This window comes from Oculatella sp. LEGE 06141 (assembly GCF_015207605.1).
Lineage (GTDB): Bacteria > Cyanobacteriota > Cyanobacteriia > Elainellales > Elainellaceae > Oculatella.
In genome coordinates this window covers 19,711-32,854 of the sequence record NZ_JADEWO010000019.1, presented here as the reverse complement: position 1 = coordinate 32,854, position 13,144 = coordinate 19,711, and the positions used below count along the sequence as shown (strand labels likewise).

The 13,144-nt window shown below is 51.6% G+C and carries 10 protein-coding genes; 3 read left to right on the top strand and 7 right to left on the bottom strand.

All coding sequences use genetic code 11. From position 1 onward, the window contains the following. On the bottom strand, positions 1 to 1,725 hold the full coding sequence (locus IQ268_RS14705) for a SpoIIE family protein phosphatase (RefSeq protein ID WP_193880199.1): 1,725 nt from the start codon (positions 1,723 to 1,725) through the stop codon (positions 1 to 3). Between the two features lie 408 nt (positions 1,726 to 2,133). Beyond that, the gene (locus tag IQ268_RS14700) at positions 2,134 to 2,847 is read right to left on the bottom strand and encodes a response regulator transcription factor (protein WP_193880195.1); all 714 of its coding nucleotides are present in this window, start codon (positions 2,845 to 2,847) and stop codon (positions 2,134 to 2,136) included. A gap of 690 nt (positions 2,848 to 3,537) precedes the next feature. On the opposite strand from IQ268_RS14700, the gene IQ268_RS14695 reads away from it, so the two are divergent. Further along, positions 3,538 to 4,452 (top strand): branched-chain amino acid transaminase, encoded by a 915-nt coding sequence (locus IQ268_RS14695; RefSeq protein ID WP_193880192.1) that lies wholly within the window; start codon positions 3,538 to 3,540, stop codon positions 4,450 to 4,452. Between the two features lie 45 nt (positions 4,453 to 4,497). Here IQ268_RS14695 and rsmH read toward each other — a convergent pair whose 3' ends face one another. After that, positions 4,498 to 5,370: a 16S rRNA (cytosine(1402)-N(4))-methyltransferase RsmH gene (gene rsmH / locus IQ268_RS14690; protein ID WP_339383312.1), complete on the bottom strand. Its 873-nt coding sequence runs from the start codon at positions 5,368 to 5,370 to the stop codon at positions 4,498 to 4,500. Positions 5,371 to 5,756: 386 nt separating this feature from the next. Here rsmH and IQ268_RS14685 point away from each other — a divergent pair, with 386 nt between their 5' ends. Continuing rightward, entirely contained in the window at positions 5,757 to 6,944 is a 1,188-nt protein-coding gene (locus tag IQ268_RS14685) for an NAD(P)H-quinone oxidoreductase subunit H (protein WP_193880186.1), read from the top strand. 280 nt (positions 6,945 to 7,224) lie between these two features. Here the strand turns inward: IQ268_RS14685 and IQ268_RS14680 are convergent, their stop codons facing one another. The 4 genes from IQ268_RS14680 to IQ268_RS14665 form a co-directional block, all read right to left on the bottom strand. Then, positions 7,225 to 8,106, bottom strand: a complete 882-nt coding sequence (locus tag IQ268_RS14680) for an S-methyl-5'-thioadenosine phosphorylase (RefSeq protein ID WP_193880368.1) — start codon at positions 8,104 to 8,106, stop codon at positions 7,225 to 7,227. Between the two features lie 132 nt (positions 8,107 to 8,238). After that, positions 8,239 to 8,448 carry a hypothetical protein gene (locus tag IQ268_RS14675; RefSeq protein ID WP_193880183.1) on the bottom strand — a complete coding sequence of 70 codons (210 nt, stop codon included), beginning with the start codon at positions 8,446 to 8,448 and terminating at the stop codon, positions 8,239 to 8,241. Positions 8,449 to 8,459: 11 nt separating this feature from the next. After that, positions 8,460 to 9,434, bottom strand: coding sequence for a hypothetical protein (locus IQ268_RS14670; protein ID WP_193880181.1), 975 nt, complete (start codon positions 9,432 to 9,434; stop codon positions 8,460 to 8,462). A 69-nt stretch (positions 9,435 to 9,503) separates the two neighbouring features. Then, a complete protein-coding gene (locus IQ268_RS14665; RefSeq protein ID WP_193880179.1) occupies positions 9,504 to 10,355 on the bottom strand; it encodes a Tab2/Atab2 family RNA-binding protein in 852 nt (283 codons plus the stop codon). A gap of 661 nt (positions 10,356 to 11,016) precedes the next feature. Between IQ268_RS14665 and IQ268_RS14660 the strand changes: the two genes are divergently transcribed. Further along, complete coding sequence (locus tag IQ268_RS14660; protein ID WP_193880177.1) at positions 11,017 to 13,134, top strand: TIGR00300 family protein; 2,118 nt, start codon at positions 11,017 to 11,019, stop codon at positions 13,132 to 13,134. Positions 13,135 to 13,144: the final 10 nt, after the last annotated feature.

The window sequence follows — 13,144 nt, the reverse complement described above, 5'->3', positions numbered from 1 at the left end:
CTACAGAACCTCCAGAGAGAGTATGGTTTGATCGTCGTCTTGAACCGGATTGCGAGCCTGAATCATGGTCAACAACTGATTCAAATTCAATGTGCCAGACTGTTGTAGCAGCAGTTGCCACAGTCCAGTTTCTCGAAGCATCGACGGGCTACTGGTGCCATCAGCCGCTTCTTCCATCACCGTGGCTTCTGTGATGCCGTCACTAATTAACAGCAAGACTTGCCCCGGCTTTAGCGTTGTAGTGCCCGCAGGCGATCGCCAATCTGGCAAAATCCCCAGCGGCACGCCCCGCACCTTGAGATAATTCGGCTCAGGGCAGCATGGTGCAACAGACCCAGCCGTGGCTGACTCTGCACCAGAGGCATTAACCAACGTAGGTGACCAAACCAACGGATAAACATGACCGGCGTTGGCATAGGCCAACTCCTGAGTAGAAGGACTGTAGCGAGCCAGCGCCATTGTAATAAAGCAATTGCTGCTGACTAAATCTTCTGACAGGCTGCTGTTCAGGTTTTTCAGCACACTATTCGGTTCGGGTGAGATTTCCTGCGATAGTTCGCGTCGCAGCAAGGAAATGGCGCTAGCCATAAACAAAGCAGCCGGAACCCCTTTCCCAGAAACATCCCCTACCGCCGCCCAGACATCACCCTGGGGATGAATATAGACTTCAAAGAAGTCTCCTCCGACCTCGCGTGCCGGGTAGCAACAGGCTTGAATGTTAACCCCCTCTGGCTCAGACCAGCTTTGGCGCAGAAGATTGCTTTGAATCTGACGGGCGACCGATAGCTCGGCACGCATTTGCTCAGTCTGCTCTTGAATCCGCTGATAGAGCTTGGCTTGAGAAATAGCCAGGGCGGCCTGTTCTGCTACGCCTGCAATGAGCTGTAGTTCTTCAGCCATCCACGGATGGTTTGGCCCTTGTTTATAGAGAACGAGAACGGCCAGCCCTTCCTGCTGATAGCTCAACGGCACAATCAGGATGGTGTGCCCCTGCTGGGTTTCTGCGGCGGGGATCAGCTGAATTTGATGTTGTTCAACGGCAGAGAGCAGGATAGTTTCGTCTATTTGAGTGATGGTGGGTTGCTGTGCGGCGATCGTTCCCGGCTGCACAAAGGAGTACATTTCAGGGACGAGATGGCAAGGATGGGCAGTGGTTCCCGTCGCTTCTATGGGATGTAGCACACAACAATCGGCAGCAAACGTTTGCCCCACCGTCTCCACAACCGACTGGAGCATACTGTGGTAGTCTAAAGAGCCTCGAATCGCTGTAGTGACGGTGTTAAATAGCGATTCTCGGCGCAGCGCCCGGTGCAGTTCATTTGTGCGTTTCTTTAAAACACGGTAGGTTTCAGCGGCCTGTTGAATCGTGGTTTTTAGCTCGTCTGGTTTCCAGGGTTTGGTGATGTATTTGAAGACCTTGCCAGCGTTGATTGCGCTAACCAGGTCTTCTACATCGGTGTAACCCGTTAACAAGATGCGAATGGTATCGGGAAACTGCTCGGCGGTGAGGCTCAGAAATTCAGTGCCGTTCATTTTGGGCATTCGCTGATCGGAGATAATAATGCCCATTTCTCCTTCTTGCTCTAAAACCTGTAAGGCTTTGAACGCACTGTCGGCTAAAAAGACCTCAAACTGGCGGCGAAATGTGCGGTATAACAAATCCAAATTATCGGATTCGTCATCAACAACCATTAGCCTGAGCTTGCCCAAATCTGCTTCATTCATTCATTGCTCCTGTTCTCAGTGAGGTTGGCGCTCTATCGCTCAGGATGGTCAATGAGCCAGTTCGTCTAACCGTTGTGAGTGACGTGTGAGTGACGTAGGTTCTCAAGTAAAAGTACCCTGGTTCGCCATGTTGCTAACACGAGCGGTTGGCGGCGGCTATCGGAAGGGGGCGCGATCAGGAACATGGCTGAACGGACAGATAAATCATTGAGAGATCATGGCTCTGATCAACCCCCAAATTCCCCAATTCGACTTTGACGGTTCGGACATTTTCTGGAACGGAGGGTTGGAGGGCAAATTCAGATCGCGATTCAGCACCGCCCAATAAAGAACCCTGGTGGACTCGTCATCTACCAGGGTGTAAGCCCATCCATGAGCTTGAATTCAGTTGAGTGAGTAACGCATGGGTTACCCAACCAAGCCAGACCGCAGCGCTCGCACAGCGGCTTGTGTGCGGTCATCAGCACAGAGCTTGTTGAGGATGTTGCGGACGTGGGTTTTGACGGTACCCACCGTGATATAGAGACGTTCGGCGATCGCGGCATTGCTGCAACCAGCCACAATTAGCTCTAGAACTTCTAATTCTCGTTCGGTGAGAGGATAGGTTTCTAGAATCTGGCTGTACTCAGGAGCCACAGCATCGATCGCGACGGTCTTCATCTCAATGTTTTCGGGCAACGGCTGCTTGGATTGCTTCAGCACAATCCGTGCGATCGCTGGATCGATCCAACTGTTGCCTTCATTGGTGACTTGAAGCGCCTCAACCAGTTTATCGAGGCTGACATCTTTCATGCAGTAGGAATCGGCTCCAGCAGCGAACGCAGCCAGCACCGCTTCTTCGCTGTCGTTTAACGTCAGGATCAAAACCTTGGTTTCAGGCGTTTCTTCATCCTCGAGCCGAGCTGCTTTGAATCGGCGAGTCAGCTCGACCCCATCCATATCGGGCAGGCCGATATCGACAATTGCGACGTCTGGCTTGGATGCTTGTAACAGCTTTAAGCCCTCGGTTGCATTTGCAGCTTCGCCAACTACCTTGACGCCTTCTTTTTGCTGCAGCGCAGTACGCATTCCTACACGAGTCAAATCGTGATCTTCAATTAGGGCAACACGAATTTCGCTCATAATCAATATCTGCAACCTTTCAGGATAGCGAGAAGAATTAGCTAACAACACTTGCTGATTCAGACAATATTAACCTGTAAACAGGTGGGTGGTTAGTCCGTCTTAAACCCCATTTAGTCTGACGTGTCTAATTTTTGAGTGTCTATCTATCTATATACCGATTTTATAGGTATACCGACTTAATAGGAGCGATCGCTCCCAGTCTTGGCAGTTTACTCAAGCTGGCTGGCTAGATCAAGAAATAGCACAGGCCAGAACAATTCGCTCAACGGGTTCAAACCGTTTGAATTTGCTGTTCTATATACCATTAATAGCGGTTTCCTCTGCAAATGACTGATACGATGTGTAAATCCTTAAAGAAAGATTCAGATTGTTACACAAAACGTTAAACATTGTTGTTTTCTAAAATTTCTGACGCTGTGGTGGTGATCTACAAACCCTCAATTTGCGGGTAACAAAACCTGACGTTGTCAATCATTGTCCACCCCTTAGAATGCGTTTAGCCGCTTTAATTCTGGTATTGCAAAAAGACTGGGGGCATCGTACAAAGGGTGGCACCGGGTGATGTCGCTTCGTGCTGGCTAATTGCTGGCTAATTGTGGTATCCCAGGCGCAATATGATATCAATACACACCACTAGCGCTCGCGCCTCATTCGCAATGACGCAGCCTTTAGAGGATGGCTTGCACCATGCATAACTTTTTACCTGTTGCTTATTTTGAAAACCGATTTCTGCCATTTGCTGATGCCAAGCTTTCGATCGCAACCCATGCGTTGCACTACGGAACGGGTGCATTTGGGGGGCTGCGTGGCATTCCCGACCCTCAAAACCCAAGGCAGATCCTGCTATTTCGGCTCGATCGCCACTGCCGCCGACTGAGCACTAGCGCTAAACTGCTGAACTACGACTTACCCGCCGACAAAATTCAAGCGGTCATCACTGATTTTGTCAAAAAGAACCAGCCTGCCACGTCATTTTATATTCGTCCGTTTGTCTACACGTCAGATCTGGGTATCTCACCGCGACTGCACAACGTCGAAAAAGACTTTTTTGTGTATGGGCTGGAGCTAGGCGATTACTTGTCTCCCGATGGAGTGACCTGTCGCTTTAGTTCCTGGTATCGCCAGGAAGACCGCAGTTTGCCGCTCCGGGGCAAAATTAGCGGCGCTTACATCACCTCTTCGTTAGCTAAAACTGAAGCCGTTGAGTCGGGGTTTGACGAAGCCATTTTGATGAACACCCAGGGTAAAGTCAGCGAAGCCTCTGGCATGAACGTGTTTGTGGTTCGTAACGGGCAGTTGATTACCCCTGGTTATGAGCAAGACATCCTGGAAGGCATCACTCGCGACAGTATTTTGACCCTGGCACGAGATCTTGGCATTCCCACCGTCGAACGTCCGGTCGATAAATCAGAACTGCTGGTGGCAGATGAGCTATTTCTCAGCGGTACGGCAGCTCGAATTACCCCGGTTCGTAAACTTGAAATCTACGACCTGCCCACCGAACGACCCATCACCAACCAGTTGCGGGAGACGCTTTCTGCCATTACTGAGAACCGTGACCCCAAGTATCAAGATTGGATCTATAGCATTCCGTTGGATTAGCGATCGCCCGTCAGGCGAGGTTGAAAGATAGACGGGAGTGTAGCCCTAAAGGTGTTGTGCGATTCGCAGCTTGGCCGAGCGCGATCGCCCGTTGCGCTGGATCTCGTCATCGGTGGGCAGAATCGGTTTTTTGGTTAATACCGTTAGCTCTGGCTGTTGGCGCAGCGTGTGTTTCACGATTCGATCTTCCAGGCTGTGAAAACTGATAATGGCAATGCGTCCACCCGGTTTGAGCCAGTTCGGAGCCGTTTTAAGAAATTGCTCCAGCACCTCAAGCTCTTGATTGACCGCAATTCGCAACGCCTGAAACACCCGTGTCGCTGGATGAATGCGTCCGTAGCGGTATTTGGGAGGAACAGAATAGGCGATCGCCTCGGCGAGTTCGGTGGTGGTTTGAAACGGTCGCCGCTCGACAATGCGTCGTGCAATCCGGCGCGACAGCCGTTCCTCACCGTAGGTGAAAAAGATAGTGGCGAGTTTCGTTTCATCCCAATGGTTAACGATTTCGGCAGCGGTAAGCGGCTGATGCTGATTCATTCGCATGTCGAGCGGTGCTGCATGGCGAAAGCTAAAGCCGCGATCGGCAATATCAAACTGCGCTGAACTAACGCCTAAATCGGCAACAATGCCGTCAAACCTCTCGGCTCCAGGAACATAGACCGCAAAGTTGCTGTGATGAAACTGAACGCGATCGCCATATTCCGCTAGCGTGGCCTGAGCCGCAGCCAGCGCCTGGGTATCTTGATCGATCGCCGTGATCTGCACCTCTGGAGCCGCTGCTAAGATGAGCCGACTGTGGCCACCGCCCCCTACCGTTGCATCCAGATAATGACCTCCAGCTTGTATAGCCAGCCCTTCGACTATTTCGTTGCCTAACACCGGAATGTGGGAGAAGGCGATCGCTTCCGTTTGACTCATTGCACTCATTCAGTTACAGGTTATAGCCGCTCCAATAACAGTAGGGCTTTAGACAACAGCGTAGCGCACCGTTTTACACCCGTTGCTGAGGAGCAAAGTCGTAGCGCGGCTCATTTTGCTTCCCAACTGCACCCCACCCAGACTGATTTGACTTATTCAACTTGAATTCAACTTGAAATCGAGGCTACACGGATGGCGCTCTATCCCTATAATTGAGAAGAAACGTAAACACTGAAGTCCATCTAGACTTTTGGTGCCGATCTGCTGAGCGTTCCGGGTGTTTGGTTACAGGCGGCAATTACGCTCCTCCGAACCGTTGGAGACGACCTCCCAAAGCTGAATCGGTGCGGTTGCCAAAACCTTCATAATCGGGAGATTGCTGATTTATGGCAATGCTTGAAACCAAAACCGAACCCATGGTGATTAACATGGGGCCACATCATCCCTCAATGCATGGGGTGTTGCGGCTTATTGTCACCCTGGACGGTGAGGATGTGATTGACTGTGAGCCTGTCATCGGCTACCTGCACCGAGGCATGGAAAAAATTGCAGAGAATCGCACCAACATTATGTTCATCCCCTACGTCAGTCGCTGGGACTATGCGGCGGGGATGTTTAACGAAGCGATTACTGTCAACGCGCCAGAGAAGCTGGCGGGCATTGAAGTACCCAAGCGTGCTAGCTACATTCGTGTAATCATGCTGGAGCTGAACCGGATTGCAAACCACTTGCTCTGGTTGGGGCCATTCATGGCAGATGTGGGCGCACAAACCCCGTTCTTTTACATCTTCCGCGAACGAGAGTTAATTTATGACCTCTGGGAAGCAGCAACGGGTCAGCGGCTGATCAACAATAACTACTTCCGCATTGGTGGTGTTGCCGCCGACCTGCCCTACGGCTGGATTGATAAATGCGAAGACTTCTGCGATTATTTTCTGCCCAAAGTTGATGAGTACGAACGCCTGATCACCAACAACCCTATCTTCCGCCGTCGGGTTGAGGGAGTGGGCACCGTTACCCGCGACGATGCTATCAACTGGGGTTTGTCGGGGCCAATGCTGCGAGCGTCTGGCGTTAAGTGGGATTTACGCAAGGTTGACCACTACGAATGCTACGACGACTTTGATTGGGATGTGCATTGGGAAACGGCTGGCGACTGTTTTGCTCGCTACATCGTGCGGGTGCGAGAGATGCGCGAGTCGATTAAAATCATCAGGCAAGCCCTGAAGGGAATTCCGGGCGGCTCTTACGAGAATCTAGAGGCGCGACGGATTGCAGAAGGGCCAAAGTCCGACTGGGCCAAAAATCCAGACTACCAGTTTATTGCGAAAAAGATTGCCCCGACCTATAAGATTCCAGCCGGGGAGCATTATGTTCGCATGGAAACTGGAAAGGGTGAACTCGGAATTTACATCATCGGGGATGATAACGTCTTCCCCTGGCGTTGGAAGATTCGCGCACCTGATTTCAACAACCTGCAAATTTTGCCCCAGTTGTTGCGCGGGGTAAAGGTTGCCGACATTATGGCAATTTTGGGCAGCATCGACATCATCATGGGATCGGTCGATCGCTAAACAAAACCAGTTCAAGCCGTCATATTGTAACGAAAAAGCGGGTTCAGACCCGCTTTTTTTAATAGCTGTTCTGAGAGGGTGTCTGAGAATGGCTCAACATTCTAAATTAGCCCCCTAAATCCCCCAATTTTGGGGGACTTTGAAACAGAGTTGATTCGGAAGTCCCCGTTCGGCTGAGCGCTCACGTCGAAGCCAAAATTGGGGGATTAGGGGGCGGTTCGAGTTGGAGCTTAGCACTTTTAAGACATCCTCTGAGATCAAATGTGCGACTGGTGCCCCATTACGATTCTGGCAAATACTTGTGCAGCAGTAAGTTCAGCTTTTCTTTGGTGGCGGCGGGTGCTTTGTCGAGCGGCGTAATGATGGCAAACTTCAGGGCAGAGTGAGCTTCCGACGTGGGAGGATTGGCACTTAAGCGACGCACCGTTTCTTGAATCACCCGCTGAGCGTTGACCGCATTCTTCATCAGGTTGCCAATCACCATCTCGACGGTGACGCTGTCGTGATCCGGGTGCCAGCAGTCATAGTCGGTGGACAGTGCCAGCGTGGCATAGGCAATTTCGGCTTCTCGGGCTAGCTTGGCTTCGGGCAGGTTCGTCATGCCAATAATGCTGGCACCCCAACTGCGATAAAGGTTAGATTCGGCCTTGGTTGAAAACGCGGGGCCTTCCATACAAACATAGGTGCCGCCCCGATGCAGAGTGACCTCCGGTAGATTGAGGCTGGCGATCGCCTCAGTCAACACACTAGCCAGGTTTTTGCAAATCGGGTCGCCAAAGGCAATGTGCGCCACAATGCCGTCGCCAAAGAAGGTCGATGCCCGATTTTTGGTGCGATCGATGAACTGATCGGGCACTACCATATCGAGCGGCTTTACTTCTGCTTTGAGGGAGCCAACGGCTGAGGCGGATAGTAGATACTCCACTCCCAGGTGTTTCATCGCATAGATATTAGCCCGAAACGGCAATTCTGACGGGGTGAGGTGATGGTTGCGACCATGACGAGCCAAAAACGCCACCCGCGTGCCTTCCAGCGTTCCCAGGATCAGGGCATCAGACGGGGCACCAAAAGGAGTGTCAACCTGCACTTCTTCTACATCTTTCAGGGCATCCATCTTATACAGACCGCTGCCGCCAATGATCCCAATTTTGACCTGATCCATAACGTTTGCCATTTAAGTTGCAATGCCAAGCTATTCTACCGGGGCTATTCTACCGGGAAACTGGGTTGAACTGGCAGGATTTTAGTTGTCTGCCACTTGCCCCAGGCAAAAGCCAGACGACCCGCGATAATGCTATCCAAACTGAGTCGTAATATCGCCCGTGACAATACAGTCGATCGCCACGCCCTCAAACTCGCCGGGCAACTGAGAGCAGACATCAGACGATCGTACGTAAATTCGCAGCGATCGCTCCCCAATGCCAACTCCGAGTACCCCCGGTTGTTGCCCAAACTGCTGTTTGGCAAGCTGTTTAAGACGCGGTAAATCTGGAGACTCGGCCATCTCGTTTCTCCTCAAATAATCTCGGCCTGGAAACGGGACAACACAGCGGCAATAGGATTGGCAAAGGTGACATCGCGACCGCCTGCAAACAGCAGCCCAACCGGTTGCCGATTCAACGCATCTACAATGAGCGAGCCAGAATCACCGCCCGAACTAAACAACTGCCCCATGCCAATTATGGCTAACTGGTTCTCAAAATTGGCGATCTGGTTTCCTACCACCACTCGAATATCTGCACTCAAATCAACAATGTTGCCAACGGTTTGTAAGGTGGTTCGTCCTCGTTTACGCACCGATTGGTAGAGCGCGGCCTCAATTGGCGGTTGCTGCACTCTGCCAATATCAACAATCTCAGGCAATACATCATTGGCATTCATTACTCTGGCGATCGCGGCATCAATGAAGTTGCTGCGGTTATCAAACTGAATCGGCTCAAAATCTCTCAGTTCTGCGATCGCATCGTTTGCCGTTCCCCCATCAATGGAACCAGGTTGCAAAATCGGATCACCAATTTGAGCCAGATTGGAATTAGCCATAACATGATTGTTAGACAGAATGTAAGGATTATCATCCGGGGCATCAGCCAACCGCAGCAGACATCCTAGCGTTCCAGCCGTGATATTGGGATGACCCACCGATACACCGCAGGGCGTGGGACGAACCAACGCTGTAATATCACCAACCGCAACCACATCGGTTGGCACGCCGTTAATCTCTAGCGGCACTTCTTCACCGGGGGAGAGCGATCGCCGGGGTAACTTGACCCGCACATACACCCGCACGGCTAGATCCGAGTGCACCACACCTGCGGATGTCATCTTCGTACCAAACCCAATGCCCACAACGTTGCTGCCTGCCGGAAGAGCGCTGATCATTGCCGTTTGCTCTTCCTGAACCGACTGAGCCGAGACGCCAAACAGCCGCTCCATCAATTCGGTTTTGTGCTGGCGAGCGGTGTTCAGAAGGTCTGAATTAGCCACAATCATGATGCTAGATTTACCCTATTGAATCTGCGCTGCCCATTCTCCAGGTTGCTTCAAGCGCTCACATCTGTCTCAGTGCCCAATTTGGCGATCGGATTGCAGCAACCATAACCCGCTGTAGGTTACTCCAGTATCATCGGGCTGCACCAACAAAAAGTGGAGTCCTTGGCTGGCAGATAACCGTTCCCTAAAGGTTTGAGCCGCCGCCGCCACCTCACGATCATCGAAGGTAGCCACAATCCAGCGATCGACCAATCCCGCTTCTAAAATCAATCCATCTGGCTCACCAGGAATATAGGTTAACGACACGGGACGAACCTGTTGCAGCCAGCGAGCTAGTTGCATCGATTGCCGCCCGCCATCAATCACTACACCGGGCACCGCAACCGTGGAGGGCACGTTTAAGCGAAGTGGCAACAATGCCTCCGGCATTTCTAAAATAGGAATAGGTCTATGTTGGAAAACGGGAACGAGATCGCCAGCATCGATTGCCGCAAATCGCCACCGTTCTCCCCATAGGGTCTCCGGTAGAGGTGCCGGAGGTGGCTTTTCTAACTCCACTGGCGCGTAGGGCTGCCCCGTATAATTTGCCATCGTGCGGTACTGTTCGGCTCGTTGCTGTAACCAGTGCTTCAAGGTAGGAGTACGGCGGGTTGGCTCTACCGCTATTCCTAACGGTTTACACGCTGCTTCAATTAAACTGAGGGACTGAGGACGAAAAACCTGGATGATATCGGGAAGGGGGCGATCGTCCGCTATGGCCTGCAACTGTGCCGCCAACCAGGCTGAATTGGCCGCCGGTTGCGAACAGAATGCTTCAACATGAAACTCCCCTGCCGCACCACAAACGACCAGTTCCCACAACGCATGGCCTGCATCGTCCTGTAATGGACGACGATAAAAATCAGCTTGCCAAACCTTCATACACTTGCTCTTAGAGGTTGCTTTAAAAGTACCAAACGGGCGGCATTCATCCCCCAAACCCCCAATGCTGGCTTCGACGTGAGCGCTCAGCCGAACGGGAACTTTGAAACAGAACTGGCTCGAAAATCCTTCAAGCCTGGAGGATTTAGGGAGCGGTTCGAGTGACCATCAGCACTCTTTAAACATCCTCTTACGTGCGGCTGGGTTGAGAACCTGTTTTAAAGAAAGTATCATTTGTATCTTCAAGAAACGGCAGATTGAACTATTAGTTATCAGTTAGCCAGCTTAATTCGTGTCCAGCATGACATCAGAAATAAACTTCTGTTTCGTTTAGCAGCACTGATACTGAATGCCTATTTATGATGAAAATGCAGCCATCCAGTCGGCTTGAGCAAACGGCACGACACATCAACGTTCCAGGTCTTGAGGCTTCACACCAATCTATAGATTGCAGCTATTTGCTGCCCATCTCGACTCGAAACACGGCTCTTTAAAGTAATAAGATAGAAGCTTGGCTTGGCTCAAGAGACGAGCCGTTTGGGCAAGCAGGTGGGTTGCGTAGCACGCCATTCGTTAGTCTAAGTTTCGCAGTTCGTTGATACCACTTTTAGAGAGGAAAACAGCAGGTTTTCCGCATCTATCCTAACGTTACAGGTTGATTATGAGTGCCTCAATTCGTTTTCTCATGTGTTCTCCAGACCACTACGACGTGGATTATGTGATTAATCCTTGGATGGAGGGGAACATCCACAAGTCTTCGCGCGATCGAGCTGTTGAACAATGGCAACGTTTATTTCACTTGCTAAAAGAGCGAGTCATCGTTGATCTGGTAACACCGCAAAAAGGTGTACCCGACATGGTGTTTACGGCAAACGCTGGATTAGTGCTGGGAGACAACGTTGTTCTTAGCCGTTTTTACCACAAAGAGCGGCAGGGTGAAGAACCCTTCTTCAAGCAGTGGTTTGAACAACAGGGGTACACGGTTCACGAGTTACCCCAAGATTTACCGTTTGAAGGGGCAGGCGATGCGCTGCTCGACCGGGAAGGCCGCTGGCTGTGGGCAGGGTATGGCTTCCGTTCGGAGCTTGATTCTCATCCCTATCTGGCAAAATGGCTGGATATTGAAGTGTTATCGCTGCGGTTGATGGATGAGCGGTTTTATCATCTGGACACCTGCTTCTGCCCATTAACCGATGGCTACTTGCTTTACTATCCGCCTGCGTTTGATGCCTATTCCAATCGCCTGATTGAAATGCGGGTAGCTCCCGAAAAACGGATTGCTGTGGGCGAGGCCGATGCGGTGAACTTTGCCTGTAATGCAGTGAATGTCGATCGCACCGTGGTTATGAACCAGGCCAGTAATGACCTGAAGCGGCGTTTGGCTGAAGCTGGGTTTGAGGTATTAGAAACGCCGTTAACCGAATTTCTGAAAGCTGGAGGAGCCGCTAAGTGTTTGACGTTGCGAGTAACAGAGCCAATTCAGCCCGAAGTTCACGCCGCGGCGGCGGTTGAAAGCCGCACGATTCGCCTGGAAGGGCACCTGATCGACTCTGGTGTGATGAATCGCACGTTGGATGCGGTCGTTGAAGGGGGCGGCAGTTTCCAAATTTTAAACTTCCAGCTTGGTGTACAGCGGCAAAGTACGTCTGTGGCAGAAGTGAAGGTGACAGCACCCTCCCACGATGTCATGGAAAAAATTATGTCTCAATTAATTGACATTGGGGCTGTGCGGCTACCGCAAGAACTTTCCGATGCACAATTAGAACCGATCGTCCAGGCAGGAGTGGCACCCGACGATTTCTATGTCACGACGATTTACCCCACCGAAGTGCGGGTGAACTCACAGTGGTTGAGAGTACAAAACCAGCGGATGGATGGAGCGATCGCCATTTCTCAAACGTCCAACGGCACGGTAGCTCGCTGCAAGCTGCTGCGCGACCTGGAGATAGGTGAAGATGTGGTCGTGGGGATCGACGGCATTCGTACCGTCCGCAAACCGGAGTTGCGCGAACAACGCAACACCCAACAGGAATTTAGCTTTATGGGTGCAGGCGTTTCCAGCGAACGTCGCGTTGAACTGGTGGTGGAACAAATCGCCTGGGAATTACGCAAAATCCGCGATCAGGGTGGCAAGGTCGTTGTAGTAGCTGGCCCGGTTGTCATTCATACCGGAGGCGGCAACCATCTATCGCAGTTGATTCGGGAAGGGTATGTACAGGCATTGCTGGGCGGAAATGCGATCGCCGTTCACGATATCGAGCAGTCGTTGATGGGCACGTCGTTAGGAATGGACATGAAACGCGGAGTTTCGGTGCGGGGCGGCCATCGCCATCACCTCAAAGCGATCAACCTGATTCGTCGCTGCGGCAGCATTGGTCATGCGGTGGAGCAAGGGGCGTTAACCAGCGGTATCTTCTATGAGTGCATCCAGCATAGGGTGCCGTTCTCGCTGGCGGGTTCGATTCGCGATGACGGACCGTTGCCCGACACTAAGATGGATTTAATTGAAGCCCAGGCCGATTACGCTCGTTTAATTGAAGGAGCCGATTTGATCTTAATGCTGTCTTCAATGCTGCACTCGATCGGCACGGGCAACATGACACCAGCGGGGGTCAAGATGGTCTGCGTGGATATTAACCCCGCCGTAGTAACCAAGTTAAGCGATCGCGGCTCGGTGGAGTCGGTTGGCGTGGTGACGGATGTGGGCTTGTTCCTCAGCTTGCTGGTGCAGCAGTTGAGCCAACTTACCAGTCGTTATCAACTGACTCAAACGGTTTAGTTTAATCTCA